The organism is Pseudoalteromonas sp. BSi20439 (assembly GCF_000241165.1).
Classification (GTDB): Bacteria; Pseudomonadota; Gammaproteobacteria; order Enterobacterales; family Alteromonadaceae; genus Pseudoalteromonas.
On sequence record NZ_BADW01000054.1, the window covers coordinates 1 to 18686 of the forward strand.

Below are 18686 nucleotides of genomic sequence, written 5' to 3' on the forward strand. Positions count from 1 at the left end.
AGGGCAGAGTATTTATGCCAGTATTTATGATGGGCGGAATCACAGTCGTCATTGGCAAGGTTATGACTTGGCAACAAAAGTATTTGGCAAAGCATTTAATATTCCCATGTTTGTGAGCTTTGAACAAAAACAGCGAGACGATAGTGATTTAGCTTTAGGTGGGTTTAGCTCTAACTTGATTAATCAGCAACAAAGTAGCGAGTTTGTACTTGCTGCTGAACTGCCTTATTACAGTGCAACTGCAGAGCGTTACCAAGGTTATGGTGGTGGCATCAGCTTTAAAGAAGGCATGCCTTGGCTTTATTACAAGCAACATCAATTAGACAGTAGCGTTTATGCACAAAGTTATGGCTTAAAATACCAAGGTGATTTTAGCTTTGGGATGGGGCCTGCAGGCGTAAACGACCTAACTTTTAATGCTGGGCTGTCGCGTGTTGAAGGCGACAGTTTTGAAGATGAAATGCGCGCGTGGTTAAGCTTTTATTATTCGCTTTAAAAGCTTATTTAGCTAAGTTACTTTCTTGTTTTCATAGATAGTAACTTAGCTTGATATACATTTAATTTTTGCGTGTCTTTTTCTAGCTCCATTGCTTTTTTAAGCAGTGCTTTAGTTTGTTGATAGTGCCCTTGCTGATGGCGAATCTTAGCTAGCTCTAGGTATAACTCAGCAATATAAGGTGCTTTTGTTATAGCTTGAACGATATGCCTTTTAGCTTTGTAAAGTCGACCTGTTTGTAAGTCGTTTTTAGCCAGTGTTAATAGCTCATATGGGTCTTTTTCTTTAAAAAAAAGCTTTGCATCTAATTGCTCTTCTAGCTTTTTATCTCCCATCTTTTTTGCTAAAAATTGATAATTAGTTAGTAAATTAATACTTATCAGCTGCTGATTTATCGCGGCCTTGTATATCTTTTTAGCACTTTGAGAGTCGCCAGTACGCCTATGTAATACTGCAGCTAAGTTAAAAAGCTCAGGATCTGTAGGTGTGTATTTATTGGCTTGTAATATATTTGAATATGCTAAATCATAATCTTTTACAGCTAATGCATCTGCAGCTAAGTTACTATAAAACTTAGAAATTAAATCATTGATGTCAGCACTGCCTGAATACATACTTCCTCGGGTTGGGAAATAGTCAATTAATGAACCTGGCTTGATAAATAAAATTTTATTTGGATCTTTTTTAGTGTCATTTTCTTCTGGGGCATACACTTTAGTTCTAAAGTGTTTTGCTACATAAACTAGGTTGTCTTCTTTTGCGAAAACAGGCTGACTAGTTACTTCTTGAAAGCTTGTTTCTAAATCTAAAAGTGCAGCATAACTTTGTGTTAATACGGCTAAGCTTATACAGTTGCCATGCCCATGATCTAGCGCCTGCATCGAAGTTAATGTATCGCCATGATAACTAAAATCAGAGAGTTTATTTTCTAGGTAGTTATAAACAATGATATCCATGCGCATTTTGGATGCTTGCTGCTTTGCAACGAAAGCTAAAAACTTTGATTTTTCAGCTTCAGGAAGCTTAAAAAGCTCATCCTTAGAGACAGTCTCTTGTGTTTTAAATAAGCTATGGTTTAGCAAAGAGGTAAGTTTTAGTTGAGGCTGCTCTTGAGGTGCTCTTGTGCTTGAGCATCCTGCTACTGATAAAAAACCTATGACTATCAAGATTGTTTTTATTTTCATAAACCACTCCATTGTTTGAATTAACATTATACTGAAGTGGTTTGTTTATCAAGCATTCGCGTTTCGTCGTTGAGTTAAGCGATTTTTTTGTGAGTGCTTTTTACGTTTGCGGCGGGTAAACCACAAATACAAGCCTGTACCAGCCAGCCATACAGGACTAAGGCCAACAATACACCATAGTATTTTACTGATAAGCCCAGCAAAATAACCAAAGTGTAGTTTTCTGAAGCTATCTATTACTTGCCAACCCGCACCAGCCTCTCGAATATCCCAATTAGCCATGTGTTCACCTGTTTGCTTATTGTAGGTTATGGTATTGGCGTATTCACTGGTAAGTAGGTTACTGGTATTTACTTCGCCGTAAAGAGTAATATTTTCATCAGGCTCTCGCGGGAAAACTAAAAAAGTTGTATTAAAACTGGGTATTTGCAGCTTGCTATCATTAAGAATGCGCTCAAAAGAGATGTCGTCACTATATAATTTATTTGTAATAGTGTAGTGCTCTTCTTCTGCGTGTTCTATTACTTCGTGATACCACACAGCGCCATTAAAATAGCCACCGGTAATCGCTAAAACGATAAGGATAGGTGAGCCTAATACCCCAGTCATTTTATGGATATCGCTAAGTACTATTTGTAAAGTTGCGCGCCAGCGTACGCTAAATAGTCGCTGCCAAAACTTACGGTAAATAATTAAGCCAGTAATACCTAAGGTTAATAAAAATAGAGCAAAAAAGAAGCCTAATACGGTACCTGTTTGCCCAGGTAAGCTTTTTAAGTCGTTAAGTAAAAAGGTGTAATGGAGTTCTAAAAACCAGTCGGTAAAATAATGAGTTGTGCTAACTGGTTCTGATAAAACCTCTCCGGTGTATTGGTCTAAATGCAACTTAAACCAATCGTCAGTTCCACGCTTAACCAAATAAAGTCGGTCAGCGGTGCTGTTATTAAAAAGCTCCCAGCTTCCTAATACATATTTAGGAAAGGCTGCTTCGGCTTTATCAATTAATGAATCCATAGGTAAACGTGCGGCTTGCTGCTGTACCACAAAGTGTTTATCGGGCATCAGTAAGCCATCAATTTCACTTTTAAACACTAAAACACTGCCGGTAATACTAATAACAATTAACGGAATAATGGCAATTAGCGCCAACCAACTATGAACTTTAAATAGTGTTTTTCTCATTACTTAAACTTGTACGTTAACTTACTGATATACGCATGATAACAGTTATCATTTGCATTGCAATTAAAGAATAATGAAGCTGTGAAGTTAAGGCAACGGTTTTTGTATACTCAAGTTGCCATCAAGGAAAACTAAAGTAAACGCGAGACTTGTTTAAAACCTAGCCAGCACTACAATGCGCGCTTAAAAATAAAACCTTTAAAAACAAATGTTTAAAAAATGTTTTATTTCTTCCTTTTATTAACAGTTATGTAACGAGCGAGGTCTACTTTGGCGTATTATTTGCCTATTTTGTCAGTGTTTATTTTGGTTTTTAGTTTTTTACCGTTACTTAATAAAATTATAAAAAACCGCAGTGTATCAGGTGTGTCACTGTTAATGATGACATTTGGTTTAGCGCAAAGTGTGTACTTTATAAGCTACAATCTTTACTTTTCTCGTTTTTACATTGCCTTGCCGTTTTTTGCGACAGGCTTTTTAAGCGGACTGATTTTATACTTTTTTGCTCGCTATAATGCAGTTAAGCGTCAAAAGCTGCAGCTACTTGGTATGCTTAGCTTTTCGTTATTACCCTTTTTGTTGCTGTTAAACTCCAACTTAGATACTGCCTCGGTGCTTAACGGATTAACCTATGTGGGTTTAATTATGAGTTCAGTACGGGTTATGCCACAAACTTTTAAAACACTGCGAACAGGGAATATTAGTAACCTTAGTGCGCGCTATTTTAGTTTGCAATTTATAGCAGGTATCTGTGGTTTGTTTGCTGAACTTGCTATGCCAGTGCAAAGTACTTCGCATATATTAATGTTTGTTATGATATTACTGACCAATGCCGTGCAGTTTGCATGTATGCAGTATTATCGAATGAGGCCTGTGTTGGCGTAAAATTAGAGTGACCGTTAGTTTCATTTGTGGCACTTTGAGTGACCAATAAATAAAAAGTGCCCACTATGAAATTAACTATCCATCAAATCGATGCGTTCAGCAGTGAACTGTTTAAAGGCAACTATGCCGCTGTGATCCCACTGGAGTCTTGGCTTAGTGATGATCTTATGCTGAATATCGCTGCGGAAAACAACGTGTCTGAAACAGCTTTTACCTGTCAGCTGGCAGATGGAAGCTTTGCAATACGTTGGTTTTCGCCATTAATGGAAATTGATTTTTGCGGCCACGCCACTTTAGCAGCGGCCTATGTGCTTTGTGAGCAACATAACATAGCGCAGGTTTGCTTTAGCGCAGAGGCGGTGGGCAAACTGATTGTTAATAAGAAAAACGATGGCAGCTTTGCTATGACCTTTCCAAAACAACCCCCTGAAGGGGCTGAGCACATCCCCGATGCTTTATTAGCAGGCCTGTCTATACAACCTGTTAAAGTGCTTAAAAACCGCCAAGCTTATTTTGCTATTTATGAATCTGCTAAGCAAGTAGAGAGCTTAATTACCGACTCTGCACAACTAAAAAAATTAGCCCCATTAGATGTGGTTGCAACAGCAGCAAGTGTTGAGTATGACTTTATTTCTCGTTATTTTTGGCCTGCCAGTGGTGGTGATGAAGACTTTGTGACCGGCTCAATTCATACCGGGCTTGCCCCTTATTGGGCAGAACAATTTGGCAAAAACTCTTTAAGTGCTTATCAGGCCTCACAACGAGGCGGGAAGCTTTACTGTGAAGTGGGTGATACAACAGTAACATTGACGGGTCATGCCGTAAGGTACCTAAAAGGTACTATTTACCTTTGAATTAGTGTAAAAAAGGCCACGTAAAACGTGGCCTTGGTTTACTCAGTGTTATTTACGCTTCTAGCGCTTTGCTAATTAAGCGATCGATATACTTTTTATGTGCTTTGGTTGCGGTGTCTGCACCCCATGCAACATCTTGATCGGCTATTTGAGTTAGCTGATATAGCGCAGCTGTTTTTGCTAAGTTATCGTATTTACTTGCTTTTTCTAGGCCTGCAATCGCAATTAACTGATTAACATATTCAATCTGTAAATTATGACTGATTGAATTAGCGGTTTTACCATCAACAAAGATACTTGCAGTTAAATCCTCCATAAATTGCGTAAGGCTGTATTCATTACCATATAAAGCAGTATCTGAAATACGTAGTAACACAGCAGGGTGTAGCAGTTGCGCTAGTACACTCTTTTGCATGCCTAAAATCATTTTATGCGGTTTAGGGTCTTCGTTTTTACCGTAATGATTAAACCCACGACGCTGTTGCTGCATAAAGTTATACAAAGGCTGCATACTTTGCAGTACATTTGGAGCAAACACATACTCAGCTAAAATAGCCATTGCTTGGGTTTGGCGCTCAAGTGGTACCGGTGTAAAAGGCTTTGCTGCATTTTCATCGCCCACTACGGCACGCTCTACATAAACCCCTCCAATTTGACGAGATACCACACCTGCCTGCGCACGGTATTGGCCAAATAGGCTGTTAGCAGAAGTAACAAGCTGTTGGTAAGACTCGCCTTTTACTGTAGCTTTGTCTTTAAGTTCAGAAAATAGTGTATTGATCAGTGCCATTCTATCTGCACCATAAGCTGCAGGGTTAGACGATAAATCGCCAATCATCACGCGAGGGTCTATATGGCGACCTGGTGCACGCATATCGTCGGCATCGTTACCAAAGGCCAGTGCATGTTCGCTTGAGCGAGCGAGTATTTTATCAAGACGAGCTTGTTCTGCTGCTTCATCTTTAAGAGCTGCGCTGTAGCCGTAGTTTATTGCCCAATCATCGTATGGACCGGGTTTAGTTTGGAAGATATCGCCTTGAGTTACACCCGTTGGCGCTATATTTGCTGGCGCATAGTCCATTACTGAGCCGGTCACTATACCTTGAGTTTTACTTTTGTCGTGAACTTCTTTCTCATCCCACAAAATAGAAGATTTCATGTTGTGATTAAGACCTAAAGTATGCCCTACTTCATGTAAAACCAACTGAGTTAAGCCTTGGCGTAACATTTCAGTATCTTCAATATCAGCACCATTTGCTAAGCCTTTTGCAAGTATTAGGTTTTGTTGTAACTCATGACCTAAAGAACAATTAAGCTCAGTGTTGCTTCCTGGTTGTGTATGGCTCATCGTGCCTTGAGTATAAAGCGTATCGTATATCCAGCGGTTTTTCATAAATACAAACTCAAGCATAATGTCTGAGCCTAAAATTTCACCGGTTAGTGGGTTAGCTAATGCTGGTCCATATCCACCAAAAGGTGGCTTAGGCGATGAAGTCCAACGCAGTACATTATAGTTAATGTCACCGGCATCCCAATCGGCATCATCAGGCTGTATTTTCACTTCAAGTGCGTTTTTAAAGCCTGCTTTTTCAAATGAGCTATTCCAAGCAAGTACAGCGTCACGTACAGTATCTCGCCACTCAATAGGCGTGGTATTTTCTATCCACCAGGTAATTGGCTTTACTGGTTCTGAAAGTGCTGCGCTTGGATCTTTCTTTTGTAGATCCCAACGCTTAATTACATCTTGGTATGGTGCCCAGTCAGTTGATGTCATTTTATCAAACTGATTGGTGAAATAACCAATGCGTGCATCATCAAAGCGAGGTTGGTAGCTATTATCAGGTAAAGCTACAAATGAGTGCTGTACTTTTACTGACACACTTCGTGGATCGCTTATCGCACCTGACCCTCGAACGGTTGGGCTGCTATTGGTAAAAACATAATCAACAACCACATCTAGGTTATTAGGGTAAGGACGCTGTTTGATGATGCGTGATTTTTTATCATCTAACTTACCTACTTTAAATCGCTTTTTAGCATTTTTATCATTCGGGTTAGGTGTTGGTGATACTTTATGCAGCGCTTCACTTAAAAATAGCTTGTTAACATTAAAGGCTATTTTATCCTCTTCTTGTTTTTCTATTTTTATACTTGCAAGTACCGCTTCGCTAATGTTTGCCTCACTGGCTTTAGCTAGCGCGCTATTTTCATTAAATAAATAGCGTGGGGTTTTGCTAATAATATCGATGCGATCAAAGTATTTTCTAAATTCAATTAACTTGGTTTCACGGTACGCGCCACGAAAATGACCCGCATCAGTCGCGCCGTCAATGGTATGTGCGAAGTAAACAAAAGGGGTATCGAGCTGCGACTCGTTAATGACCATTAGGTGGTCGCCGGTTTCTTCATCTTGGTAAAGATTAAAAATGCCGGCAAATTCGGTTTGACCTTTAATCATTTCACTTAATGTTTGTGGCTTTTTTTCTTCTTTTTTTCTGCAGCAACAGCATAGCTGCTGCCAAGCGCTATACTAAGCGCCAAAGTAAGTGTGGTTAATTTCATAGTTTGTCTTTTGTAGTTGTTAATGTAATTTTACTGTACGTAATATCATGCTGTTTCGCACAGTATCGTTACTAAATACTAACAAAAAGTGATTAGCTTTATGATTTATAATGGTAAAAATTTGTAACAAACCATTTTACTACACTTAACGAGCTTTAATTTAAGCATTTAATAGAAGCTGAAGAAGCATAAAAAATGCTTTTTTTGTAACAGTTGCTTACAAATGTCACGTTAATGTTTCAACAAGCTTTGGTATTATGATGCTAATAGAAATTTGGGAGTAATAAATAAATGCAAGGTAATGTACTTAGATGGGTTTTTCCATTCGTAGCTCTGGCATTAGGTGTAGTTGGTTTTTTTGCAATTAATGCGATTGCAAAAGAGTCAGACAAAAAAGAAGTCATAGACACTCGTCCAACTGTACAGGTTGAAGCTGTTGCTGCTAACGATCATCAAGTCATCATTAATAGCTATGGTGAAATGCAGCCGCTAGAAAACACTCAGCTCTCAGCACAAGTGTCAGGTGAAGTAATTAGCTGGCATCCAAATTTTGTAGCAGGTGGGGTCGTGGGTCGCGGCGAAATCCTTTTTACAATTGAAAAAGATAACTACGAAGCAGCAGTGCTGCAAGCCGAGGCCGAATTAGCCCGCGCTCAAGCTACGCTTATAGAAGAGCAGGCTCAGGCTCAAGTAGCTGAAGATGAAGCAAAACGTTTTCCTAATAAAGCACGCACTGACTTATTTTTACGCAAACCACAAGTATTGAGTGCACAGGCTTCGGTTAAGTCAGCACAAGCTGCATTAAAACGAGCGCAGCGTGACTTAGATAATTGTGAAGTGAGCGCGCCTTATGATGCATTAGTGGTGAGTCGCAACGTAGGTGTAGGTCAGTTTGTCAGCATGGGCGCTCAAGTGGCTGAGCTTAATAATATTGAAACAGGTGAAGTGATTATTCCTATTGCTGGTTTTGACAGTGTGTTTTTACCTGATCGCGTTAAAGGGGTAACCGCAACGGTTATTAAAACAGGGTTAAATGGGTTTACTCGCCAAGCCGTGATAGACCGCGATTTAGGGATTGTAGATAACGCCACTCGTATGAGCAGCCTAGTGGTTAGAATTGAAGACCCTTATGGACTTGTAAATCAGCAGCCTGCAATTAAGTTTGGTACTTATGTACAAGTAAATTTTGCCGGTACTATGCTCAATAATATCTATCGTTTACCGCAAGAGCTCGTAAATAACCAAACCGTGTGGATAGTTAATGATGAGCAGCAGTTAGAACCACGTAAGGTAAAAGTAATTCGCGAAGAAGGTGAGTACTTCTATATTAGTGATGGTTTAGAGGCAGACGATCAGCTTGTTGTTACTTTACCTGAATACCCACAAAAAGGGATGGCGGTAAAAATAGCAGGGCTTACTGAATCAGAAGATGCTGCAGAGCGCACATCAACAGAAAAACTATAAAGGTAGCATGAGTTATGAATAGCACAGAACTACCCAATACAACCAAACAAACAGGGTTAATTGCCTATTTTGCTAACAACTCTGTAGCTGCTAATTTGATGATGTTTTTTATCATTGTAATGGGGGTTATTAGCTACTTTACGATTCAGCGACAAATGTTCCCCAATATAGAAGTTAACTATATTACGGTGAATGCAAACTACCCAGGGGCATCGCCTCAAGAAATTGAAGAAAGTATCTTAATAAAAGTTGAAGAGTCGTTAAAAGATATTACCGAAATTAAAAAAGGGGTGTATCGCGCATTTCGTAATGGCGGTTCTGCCACCCTTGAAATTAATACCGACGCAGAACTTACCGATGTCCTCGATAAGGTTAAACTGCGTGTTGATGGTATTGCCACCTTTCCAGCGGGAATGGAACCGGTCACCATTAGCCAAATAGAGTTTCGTCAAGATGTAATTGGTATGACGCTCGTTGCCGATTTACCACTGACTGAACTTAAGCCAATAGCTAATCAAATTGAAGATGAGCTATTACAGTTATCGAATGTGTCCTTAGTGGTTAACGATGTGCCACTGGATGAAATTGCCATAGAAATAGAACCTGACACGCTGCGCCAATATAACTTAACACTCTCTGATGTAGCGAATGCAGTACGCCGCTATTCGGCTAACTTTTCAGCTGGGCAATTAAAAACTGATGCTGGCGTTATTTCAGTGCGAGTAGAAAATCAGTTTTATTCTGGTGAAGAGTTTAGGCAAATTCCGGTAAAAATTGGCGCCAATGGTGCCAAGGTGTTGCTACAAGATATTGCGATTATTAAAGATCAGTTTGTTGAAGGTGAGCGCTACTTTAAATTTAACGGCGAAAATGCGGTTTATTTATCGGTTAAAGCCACCGAAGAGCAAAATATTATTCCGGTGGCCGATTCTGTTAAAGCCTACATGGACCAAAAAAATAAAGAGCTACCATTGGGTGTGCGTTTAGAGCCATTAATGGACATGACATACTACCTTAATGCACGCTTAGATATGATGAAAGCTAACTTGTTTCAAGGGGCTATTTTAGTTGCCATTATGCTTTCATTATTTTTACGTTTTAAGCTGGCACTGTGGGTAATGATTGGTTTACCGGTATGTTTTTTAGGGGCGATGATGTTGATGCCATTATTTGGCATCACGATTAATATTGTGTCTTTGTTTGCCTTTATTATGGTACTGGGAATTGTGGTGGACGACGCCATAGTCATAGGTGAAAGTGCCTACACCGAAATAGAGAAAAAAGGCGGCGGTGTTGTTAATGTAGTGAATGGCGCAAAACGAGTTGCCACCCCGGCGACCTTCGGAGTACTCACAACCATTGCGGTATTTGCGCCATTTACACTTTCAAGTGGACCTGAAAGTGCCTTCTTTTATGGTATTTCAGTGGTAGTTATTTTATGTTTAATATTTAGCTTAATAGAATCTAAGCTAATACTACCAGCGCATATTGCGCATACTCACTTTTCACCTATAAACCCTAATGGCTGGCGAGCACGTTTTAATAAGCGCTTTTTTGGCTTTGTAAATGGGCCTTATAGGCAGTTTATTATTAATTGTATCAAATGGCGCTGGACGGTGTTATTTAGCTTTATTGCGCTGTTAATTTTTACTTTTGCGTTAATCTCGTCTAATCAGGTAAGAATGATCCCGTCACCTAAAGTGCCGCATGACTTCCCGCAAATTAATGTTGAAATGAATGATAATGTATCAGACATCCAAACCATTAACGCGATACGCCAAATAGAAGCTATGGTACTTGAGGTTGATAAACAAACAGCGCGTGAAGATGGCCATAAAATGGTGCGTGATGTATTGGTATTTAACCAAGGTCGAACCGAAGCGCAAATTTTAGCGCCATTGGTTGACGAAGATTTACGTCCATATAATGCCTTTGAGCTGTCGCGCCGCTGGCGTGAAGCGATGCCTAATATCGCGGGGGTTAAGTCGTTAACTATACAAGATGATGTTGGCGGTGGAGGTGGCGGCGGTAACGGCGAATTTGGTTACCTATTGTTTGGTTCTGATATAGATACCCTCAATGAAGCCGGGCGTCGCTTTATTCAACTATTGCAGCAGCAAGAAGGCTTATTTGATATCAGTTCAACGATTGATCCTGCTAGCAAAGAAGTACAAATGAGCTTAAAGCCAGTTGCCTATGACCTAGGATTAGACTTGGCATCAATTGCTAACCAGGTGGGGGCAAGCTTTTACGGTGGCGAAGCACAGCGCGTTATTCGCCGCGGTGAAGAAGTGCGAGTGATGGTGCGTTATCCTAAGCTTACGCGTGAAGCGTTCTCGTCACTTAAACATGCAGTTGTTACTACGCCACAAGGTCGAGAAGTGTTGTTGGGCGATGTGGTTGAACTAACAGAAACACCGGGTATCAGTTATATTCGTCGTGAAGGTGGTTATCGTACTGTGTATGTTTACGGCAATATAGATGAAGAAGTAATTGAGCCGGGTGAAGTGGTTAAGCAAGTAAAAGAAAACCTATTGCCACAACTACAAGATGAATACCCCAGTGTTAAGTCAGAACTAGGTGGTGCCATTGAGGAGCAGCAAGCGCAAGCTAATGAGCAATTGCTATTTTTTGCTGGCGGGATGATTTTGGTTTACATTTTGTTGGCAGTGCCACTAAAAAGTTACTCGCAGCCTTTAATTGTAATGTCGGTTATTCCATTTAGTTTAACGGGTGCAATATGGGGGCATTTTTGGTTTGGCTTAGATATTAGCTTAATGTCGGGCTTTGGTTTAATTGCTGCTGCAGGGGTTGTTATTAATGACTCATTAGTAATGACTGATTTTATTAATCAGGCGCGTCGCGCGGGTATTAGTATAAAAGATGCCGTTATTGAGGCTGGCTGCGCCCGCTTTAGACCCATACTACTTACCTCAATAACTACCTTTGCTGGCGTATTACCGATTATGTTTGAAACCAGTTTACAAGCTAAATTTGTAATACCGATGGCGGTAGCACTTGGTTTTGCGGTTATGTTTGCAACACTGATCACCCTTATTTTGGTGCCGTGCCTGTACATTATTTTAACTGACATAGGGGCGCTGTTTAAACGCCCATTTACAAGTAAAAAGGTGAGTGTGAGTTAGCATTATATATCACCCTGTCCCGTCCTAAATGTGTAAACACATGTCAGGACAAGGCATCCAGCTGAATAAAAAAGCCAACCGTTAAAGCGGTTGGCTTTTTTGTGTTATTTTTATGAATATAAACTTAAGTGCTGCTTTTAAATTCCGGTTACATTCTTTTGTTTGATTATTGCAACATTGCGAATTACAATCAGTCGGTATTGGTATTACACAATGGTTTTTAACCTAATACTTTAGTTAATGCATATTAGCCTTCGAGCTAGTTTGCCTGTTGTAAGCCATATGATATGGGCGACGTTTGACTCTTTAAGGTGTTGCAGTGTTTATACATTCATCATTAACGTGTGGAGAATGGTTAACTATTGGTTGTCTTGGGCTCGATCAGTATAGCCAGCTATTTGTTGGTGATACGGTTAGTGTGAGCTTTTACGATGAGCATGGTGAATTATCTCAGCTAGCGTTTGAATATGAAATACTCTCCCCAGAGCAGGGTGAACCCCATGCTTGGAGCTTGCTGGTGGTTGAGCATATTAATATGCATATTCCGCTGGTGTGCGCTGGCAGAATGACAGAGCAAGGATTAGTAGTCGCTTATAGGCATAATAAAATATTTGCGCTTGAAAGTAGTGGTATTTGTAGCGCGGTGGTTCATTTTAATCGCGCTGAAAAAAATAAAAAATTAATTGCTGTAAATAGCCTTGGATACGATGCAATTTATCCTCAAAATGGCGATATGTATAGTGCGGGCACCAAAGTACTACAGCCTAAAACGGGGCATATATACCAGTGTAAGGCATGGCCATTTAGCGAGTTTTGCCGTGTAGATGAGCATAACACTATGTTTGAGCCTGGAGTTGGCGAAAGCTGGACTATGGCTTGGCAGCAAATACAGTAAATCAACTTCCCTTAGGTATAACGACAACAATAAAATTCACGTAGTTTTTAGTTATCGAATTTATACCGCTTTAGCCCACTCAACTATGAGTGGGCTTTTTTATTTTTATGATAAACTGGCCGCCATTGTTATTTTTTAAGCGGTTTTTTTGTGTCTTCTTCTGATTATTCTTTAAGCTTATTGCCTAATTTTCCTATTGCTAAAAAGCAACCTCATGCGCTTACTACTCACGCAAAAACACGCAGTGATGATTATTATTGGATGCGTGATGATGAACGACAAAATGCCGAAATACTCGCGCATTTAGCACAAGAAAACGGCTATTGTGATGAGCAATTAGCCGCCATTAAGCCATTACAAAATACACTATTTGAGGAGCTTAAGGGTCGTATTGTAAAAGACGACAACACCGTACCGGTCAAAGATGGCCAGTATTGGTATCACTCAGAGGTTCGCGGAGATGATGAATATGCACGCCATTATCGCAGTAGCAGTATGGCAATGGCTAATAAAGCGTTACTACTTGATGTGAATGAACTTGCCAACGGCTATGAGTTTTATGAGCTAGGGGAAGTGGCGCTGAGTCCCAATGAGCAATTAATGGCATATTCTGAAGATACTGACGGCAGACGTATTTACACAGTTCGATTTAAAGATTTAAACAGTAATAAAATGCTCGACGATATACTTGAAAATACCGAGGGGCAAGTTGTTTGGGCGAACGACAATAAAACCGTATTTTATGTAAAAAAGGATTTAAAAACCTTATTAGGTTATCAAGTTTTTAGACATGAGCTAGGGAGTGAGCAACACCAAGATGTGTTGGTATACGAAGAGCAAGATAGTAGCTTTTTTATGGGGTTGGGTAAAAGTCGTGATGAAAGCCTTATTATTATTGATTTAGCTAGCACAGAAACTAACGACATGTGGATACTGGATGCCAATCAGCCTCAAGGCGAGTTTACTGCTTTAATGCCGCGTGAAGAGGGGCATGAATTTGATATCGATAAGCTTGGTGATACTTTTTATATAGTGACTAACTGGCAGGCTAAAAACTTCCGACTAATGATTGCGACAAGCGATACCATAGCGGATAAAAGCCAGTGGCAAACACATACCCCTCACCGTGAAAATGTATTATTAGAAGGCGTTGAACTATTTAACGACTTTTTAGTGCTTAGCGAGCGCGAACAAGGGCAAGCCCGCTTTGTTGTGGTTAATAAAAACGCTGAGCGAATGAACCTTGAGTTTGATGATCCTTGCTATTACGCTGCTATTGCCATGAACCCAGAACCAAATGTAGCTCATGCGCGCATTTACTATTCAAGCTTAACAACGCCAGGTTCGCTCTATAATGTTGATTTAACCACAGGCGAAAAAACCTTACTTAAACAACAAAAAGTACTCGGTGATTTTAACGCGGAAGACTACCAGTCAGAGCGACTTATGGTCAGCGCTCGAGATGGGGTAAAAGTGCCGGTGTCGTTGGTATATCGTAAAGATAGCTTTAAAAAAGATGGCTCAAATCCGTTGTTTCAATATGGTTATGGCGCGTATGGTATCACCATAGATCCAAGCTTTTCGAGTACGTCACTTAGCTTACTCGACCGTGGTTTTGTTTATGCAATTGCGCATGTGCGTGGTAGCGAAATGCTAGGGCGTTCATGGTACGAACACGGTAAAAAGCAGCATAAACAAAATAGCTTTAATGACTTTATAGATATAACCAAATCACTTACCGAACAAGGTTATGCAGATAAAAATAAAGTATTTGCATCGGGAGGCAGCGCGGGTGGTTTATTAATGGGAGCCGTAGCAAACCAAGCACCCGAACTCTACTGCGGTATGGGTTGCCATGTGCCATTTTTAGATGTGCTCACCACTATGTTGGATGAAAGCATACCGCTTACAACAAATGAGTATGACGAATGGGGTAATCCAAATGACCCTGATTTTTACGATATTATTAAAGCGTACTCACCGTATGACAATATTAGTGCACAACACTACCCCAATATATTGGTAACAACCGGCTTGCATGACTCGCAAGTACAATATTGGGAGCCAATGAAGTGGGTGGCTAAAATGCGTGAATATAAAACCGATGATAATATTTTAGTGTTTAAAACCGATATGGATGCAGGGCATGGTGGTGCATCTGGGCGCTTCAAAAGCTTAGAAGAAAAAGCACTAGAAATGGCCTTTTTTATCGCATTGTCATAGTAATCGTACAGTGACAAAAAAGCCTCAGTAATGACTGAGGCTTTCTATTTTTAAAATAACTTAATCTAGGTAGGCTTTTAGCATCCACACTAGCTTTTCTTGTTCTTTAATATAATCACTCATTAATGACGCGGTACCTTCATCATCCGCTTCAGCGGCTTGTGCAAGAATATCGCGCTGCATTTTGATTAAGCTGCTGTATCCGGCAAGTAAGTTTTCAACAGCGGTAACGCCATCGCTGATCCCTTTTGCTTCTTTAATTTTACTTACTTTTAAGTAATCTGAAAACGCATGCAGCGGTGCACCATCAAGCGTTAGAATACGTTCTGCGATTTCATCGACTTTTAACAGTAGTAAGTTATAAATTTCTTCAAACTTTAAATGTAATTCAAAAAAGTTTCGGCCTTTAATGTTCCAGTGAAAACCACGCGCGTTCATATATTGAATTTGATAGCTGCTTAAAAGCGTATTCAGTGACTTAATAATATCTTCACTTTTTGTACTGTTTAAACCAATTGCATTTACTTGCGACATACTTTGCTCCTTAAATAACCGTTTTATGAATCTTTCACACATTGTTCAATGAAATAAGTATTGCTCATTATCGTCTATGAATAAAATCGTTTATACATATTGATGCCATAGCTAAAAGCTATCAGCGTATCTGTGATTTTTTAATAAATTAACTAACTCCATTTCATAGATATGGGTTGTGTTTATAAAAATACTACCTTGAGCAGCGAAATTGTTTATTTTGTGAGTACAAAATATGATCTAAAACAAGCTTTTGACAGGCGTAGCAGAGAGTTATTTTATTTATTGATGTAGGTCAAAAAACGCGCATAAGTAAAGCGCATAATCAATATAACCCAACTTGATGGAGAGCACTTTATTAAGTTAAGGGGCTACTTGATTAGATGCGGAGAGAAATAATGGAAGCTAAAACACGTAAAGAGAATAAAGCTGAACTCATCGTTATTGGTATTGCTTTGGTAGGGTTTGTATTAGGGCTAGTGGCACACTTAGCGGGTGCGAGCTTTGCAAACTCTGACGCCTTTGGTTATATCGCTGCACCAATGCCTTTGGTGCTAGGTATTATATTTTTGATTAGCTACAAAGTGGCCGCTGCTGCCGAGGATTAAATGTCTTCGTTCAAGCGCTCAAGAATATAATTAACGACTTGGCGAGAGTAAATCATACTGGTATGGCTTAAATGAAACACCTTGTGTTCAGCCATACCTTTAAGTTTGGTTTCATCCAGTAGTACGGTGCCATCAGAGCGGCTACCTTTAACAATGAGTGGCATTAAACCAATCGGTAAGTCGCCGGCAATACTGTATAGCTTGGCTTTAAAAGGCCAATCACCATTTTTAGACAGTAAAAACTCAACGCTATTTTTTAATAATAGCTCGAACCCTTTTTGCTGCATTTTTTCAGCAATATGGCTACCAGTGTGTGGCGTACCTAAGGTGATCACCTTTTCAACATGATGACTTGGTGCTGAGTTTGCTTCTAAGTAGGCGCGAGCAACTAAGCCTCCCATAGAGTGGCAGACTAAAGCGGATGGTTCACCACCAATAAACTCATCTATTTGCGCAAAAATAGCATCTCGATTAGGGTCACGGGTGTTGTAGGTTAGATTTAAAACCTTAACCCCAGACTCTTCCAAGCGTGAGCACAGCGGGCGCATTACCAAGCCAGACATATACAAGCCATGTAAAACAATCACGTGTTTAACTTTCATACGCCCCCAAATACCAATTTTATTAAAAACATGATCATTCTAGCGAATTAAATAATCCGCTACCTGCGTTAAAAATTATTTATATAGAGCAACTATATGTCATCATTTTCGCCTTGTTATCGACTTATTTCTTTGTCGCTATAATGGATAACTAATTTAATGCAATTGGTATAACCTATTCTAATTACATTAATTGTTGAGGTTTTATTTCAATATTGGTGGTGTCGGTATTAACCCAAACTTCACCATCTTGAATGGTAATAGCCAATTTAATATTACGATCAACCAATGCAGCTAATAGCTGAGTAGCTGCATAATCAAGACTAAAAATACTTAAGTTTTTAAACTCGTACAATTTAGGCTGATGCTTTTGCCACCAAATAGCTTGGTTATTCTCGCCATAGGTATATAAGATTACTTTTTTCGCTTTGTTACAGGCTTTTTTAAGACGCTTTTCATCAGGCAGCCCCAGTTCAATCCACAGCTCTATTTCTTCGCTGTAATTAATATGCCAAAGCTCCGGCTCATCATCAGCACATAAACCTTTAGTAAACTCTAATCCATCACAGCTATTAAGTGCAAACGCCAGTAAGCGGATCATCAAACGCTGCTCAGTTTCTGATGGGTGTTGTGCCAAGGTTAAATTAAAATCTTGGTATACGTGACGGTCCATATCGCTAAGCGATAGTTGCGCTTTAATAATGGTAGATTTGAGAGCCATAATATCTAATCTGAAAAAATTTGCGCCAGTATAGCGCAATTAAATGAATTGCCAGTTAAAATAGCTACAAATTATATGTTAGGAGTTAAAAATGGCTATCCAGTGGTTCCCTGGGCACATGAATAAAGCCCGAAATGAAATTAAAGAAATAATGCCACAAATGGATGTGATCATTGAAGTGCTAGATGCGCGCATTCCTTACAGTAGCGAAAACCCGATGGTGGCTACCTTACGCGAAGGTAAGCCGGTCATCAAAATTCTAAATAAAGCCGATTTAGCTGATCCTAAAATGACGCAAACGTGGAAAGACTATTTTGAGCAAGAAAATGGTGTAAAAGCCATTGCATTTGGTAACGATAAAGCCGCAGAAGTGCATCGTATTAATGAGCTATGTAAAAAGTTAGTGCCGCATAAAGTTGGTGCCGATAAGCAAATTAAAGCCATGATCATGGGGATTCCTAACGTAGGTAAATCTACACTCATTAATGTGCTTGCTGGGCGTATAGTGGCTAAAACCGGTAACGAGCCAGCTGTGACTAAGGCGCAGCAACGAATTAAACTTGATGATGGCATTATGCTTTATGATACGCCTGGGATGCTGTGGCCAAAAGTAGAGAACGAAAATTCAGGTTATCGTTTAGGCGCAACCGGTGCGATACGTGATACCGCTATTGAGTACGAAGAAGTGGCAAGTTATACCGCAGAGTATTTATTGCATGCCTATCCTGAGCTTTTAAAAGCGCGCTATAAATTAGATGAATTGCCAGAAAGCGATTGGGAATTTGTTGAAATGGCGGGTAAAAAACGAGGCTGTATTCGCGGTGGCAACCAAATCGATACGTATAAAATGTCAGAAATTCTAATTAATGAATTACGAGATGGCATTATTGGTCGTATTACCATGGAAACACCTGCCATGCGTGAAGAAGAAGAAATAATGGTAGCTGGATTGCGCGCGGCAGCAGAGGCGAAAAAGCAAGCCAAAGAAGAAGAGAAAAAACAACGCCGAGCACGTGCACGAAAAAACCGCCGTTAATTTTTAAAAGCGCAGGTTAAAGCCTTAAGCACTAAATTACAGACATAAAAAAAGCCCGTAAGGGCTTTTTTAGTTTCATATCTACCGTCACCGATATGAGCAATGTAGCAAGTAAATGAGTAGGGCGGAAACAGGTCATAAACAGCAAGGGGCGTTGTGGTTTATAACAGGTTTCCATAGCTGTTAACGTGCGCCACACGTTTGTTTCAGGGTCGAGAAACAAATGAACTTTTCCGTCACAAGAAGTATGCTTCGTCTTGTTGATAGTGATTATCAGTTAGATTTAAAGAACTG

13 protein-coding genes and 2 pseudogenes are annotated in these 18686 nt (G+C 39.8%); 9 read left to right on the plus strand and 6 right to left on the minus strand.

Going from position 1 to position 18686, the window contains the following annotated elements; all coding sequences use genetic code 11:
• Positions 1 to 496, plus strand: a pseudogene (locus P20439_RS04875) (hypothetical protein); the annotation flags it as partial.
• 17 nt (positions 497 to 513) lie between these two features.
• On the opposite strand, the gene P20439_RS04880 reads toward P20439_RS04875, so the two are convergent.
• Together P20439_RS04880 and P20439_RS04885 are read right to left on the minus strand one after the other, a co-directional pair.
• Positions 514 to 1680 (minus strand): lipopolysaccharide assembly protein LapB, encoded by a 1167-nt coding sequence (locus P20439_RS04880; RefSeq protein WP_008464976.1) that lies wholly within the window; start codon positions 1678 to 1680, stop codon positions 514 to 516.
• A 48-nt stretch (positions 1681 to 1728) separates the two neighbouring features.
• Entirely contained in the window at positions 1729 to 2862 is a 1134-nt protein-coding gene (locus P20439_RS04885) for a PepSY domain-containing protein (protein ID WP_083834473.1), read from the minus strand.
• A gap of 270 nt (positions 2863 to 3132) precedes the next feature.
• Here P20439_RS04885 and P20439_RS04890 point away from each other — a divergent pair, with 270 nt between their 5' ends.
• Together P20439_RS04890 and P20439_RS04895 are read left to right on the plus strand one after the other, a co-directional pair.
• Entirely contained in the window at positions 3133 to 3747 is a 615-nt protein-coding gene (locus P20439_RS04890) for a PQ-loop repeat-containing protein (protein ID WP_008464980.1), read from the plus strand.
• 65 nt (positions 3748 to 3812) lie between these two features.
• Positions 3813 to 4601, plus strand: coding sequence for a PhzF family phenazine biosynthesis protein (locus P20439_RS04895; protein ID WP_008464982.1), 789 nt, complete (start codon positions 3813 to 3815; stop codon positions 4599 to 4601).
• Positions 4602 to 4653: 52 nt separating this feature from the next.
• Here the strand turns inward: P20439_RS04895 and P20439_RS04900 are convergent.
• Positions 4654 to 7163 (minus strand): annotated as a pseudogene (locus tag P20439_RS04900) (zinc-dependent metalloprotease).
• A gap of 291 nt (positions 7164 to 7454) precedes the next feature.
• On the opposite strand from P20439_RS04900, the gene P20439_RS04905 reads away from it, so the two are divergent.
• The 4 genes from P20439_RS04905 (at position 7455) to P20439_RS04920 (ending at position 14891) form a co-directional block, all read left to right on the plus strand.
• Positions 7455 to 8627, plus strand: a complete 1173-nt coding sequence (locus P20439_RS04905) for an efflux RND transporter periplasmic adaptor subunit (RefSeq protein ID WP_008464987.1) — start codon at positions 7455 to 7457, stop codon at positions 8625 to 8627.
• Positions 8628 to 8641: 14 nt separating this feature from the next.
• Positions 8642 to 11773, plus strand: a complete 3132-nt coding sequence (locus P20439_RS04910; protein ID WP_008464989.1) for an efflux RND transporter permease subunit — start codon at positions 8642 to 8644, stop codon at positions 11771 to 11773.
• Between the two features lie 319 nt (positions 11774 to 12092).
• A complete protein-coding gene (locus tag P20439_RS04915; protein WP_008464991.1) occupies positions 12093 to 12668 on the plus strand; it encodes a hypothetical protein in 576 nt (191 codons plus the stop codon).
• 150 nt (positions 12669 to 12818) lie between these two features.
• Complete coding sequence (locus P20439_RS04920; RefSeq protein ID WP_008464993.1) at positions 12819 to 14891, plus strand: S9 family peptidase; 2073 nt, start codon at positions 12819 to 12821, stop codon at positions 14889 to 14891.
• A gap of 60 nt (positions 14892 to 14951) precedes the next feature.
• Here the strand turns inward: P20439_RS04920 and P20439_RS04925 are convergent, their stop codons facing one another.
• On the minus strand, positions 14952 to 15425 hold the full coding sequence (locus P20439_RS04925) for a Dps family protein (protein WP_008464995.1): 474 nt from the start codon (positions 15423 to 15425) through the stop codon (positions 14952 to 14954).
• Positions 15426 to 15823: 398 nt separating this feature from the next.
• Here P20439_RS04925 and P20439_RS04930 point away from each other — a divergent pair, with 398 nt between their 5' ends.
• Positions 15824 to 16033 (plus strand): hypothetical protein, encoded by a 210-nt coding sequence (locus tag P20439_RS04930; RefSeq protein ID WP_008464997.1) that lies wholly within the window; start codon positions 15824 to 15826, stop codon positions 16031 to 16033.
• On the opposite strand, the gene P20439_RS04935 is transcribed toward P20439_RS04930, so the two are convergent.
• Together P20439_RS04935 and P20439_RS04940 are read right to left on the minus strand one after the other, a co-directional pair.
• Entirely contained in the window at positions 16030 to 16635 is a 606-nt protein-coding gene (locus P20439_RS04935; RefSeq protein WP_008112864.1) for an alpha/beta hydrolase, read from the minus strand. The two genes, P20439_RS04930 and P20439_RS04935, sit on opposite strands and share 4 nt — an antisense overlap.
• A gap of 184 nt (positions 16636 to 16819) precedes the next feature.
• Positions 16820 to 17356 (minus strand): YaeQ family protein, encoded by a 537-nt coding sequence (locus P20439_RS04940; RefSeq protein WP_008464999.1) that lies wholly within the window; start codon positions 17354 to 17356, stop codon positions 16820 to 16822.
• Positions 17357 to 17447: 91 nt separating this feature from the next.
• On the opposite strand from P20439_RS04940, the gene ylqF reads away from it, so the two are divergent.
• Entirely contained in the window at positions 17448 to 18392 is a 945-nt protein-coding gene (gene ylqF, locus P20439_RS04945; RefSeq protein WP_008465001.1) for a ribosome biogenesis GTPase YlqF, read from the plus strand.
• The last annotated feature ends 294 nt before the right edge of the window (positions 18393 to 18686 follow it).

Excerpts from the sequence above, each read along its gene's own strand:
- P20439_RS04930 (WP_008464997.1), top strand. The coding sequence starts at position 15,824 with ATGGAAGCTAAAACACGTAAAGAGAATAAAGCTGAACTCATCGTTATT.
- P20439_RS04885 (WP_083834473.1), bottom strand. The coding sequence starts at position 2,862 with ATGAGAAAAACACTATTTAAAGTTCATAGTTGGTTGGCGCTAATTGCC.
- P20439_RS04905 (WP_008464987.1), top strand. The coding sequence starts at position 7,455 with ATGCAAGGTAATGTACTTAGATGGGTTTTTCCATTCGTAGCTCTGGCA.
- P20439_RS04895 (WP_008464982.1), top strand. The coding sequence starts at position 3,813 with ATGAAATTAACTATCCATCAAATCGATGCGTTCAGCAGTGAACTGTTT.
- P20439_RS04940 (WP_008464999.1), bottom strand. The coding sequence starts at position 17,356 with ATGGCTCTCAAATCTACCATTATTAAAGCGCAACTATCGCTTAGCGAT.
- P20439_RS04925 (WP_008464995.1), bottom strand. The coding sequence starts at position 15,425 with ATGTCGCAAGTAAATGCAATTGGTTTAAACAGTACAAAAAGTGAAGAT.
- ylqF (WP_008465001.1), top strand. The coding sequence starts at position 17,448 with ATGGCTATCCAGTGGTTCCCTGGGCACATGAATAAAGCCCGAAATGAA.
- P20439_RS04910 (WP_008464989.1), top strand. The coding sequence starts at position 8,642 with ATGAATAGCACAGAACTACCCAATACAACCAAACAAACAGGGTTAATT.
- P20439_RS04880 (WP_008464976.1), bottom strand. The coding sequence starts at position 1,680 with ATGAAAATAAAAACAATCTTGATAGTCATAGGTTTTTTATCAGTAGCA.
- P20439_RS04935 (WP_008112864.1), bottom strand. The coding sequence starts at position 16,635 with ATGAAAGTTAAACACGTGATTGTTTTACATGGCTTGTATATGTCTGGC.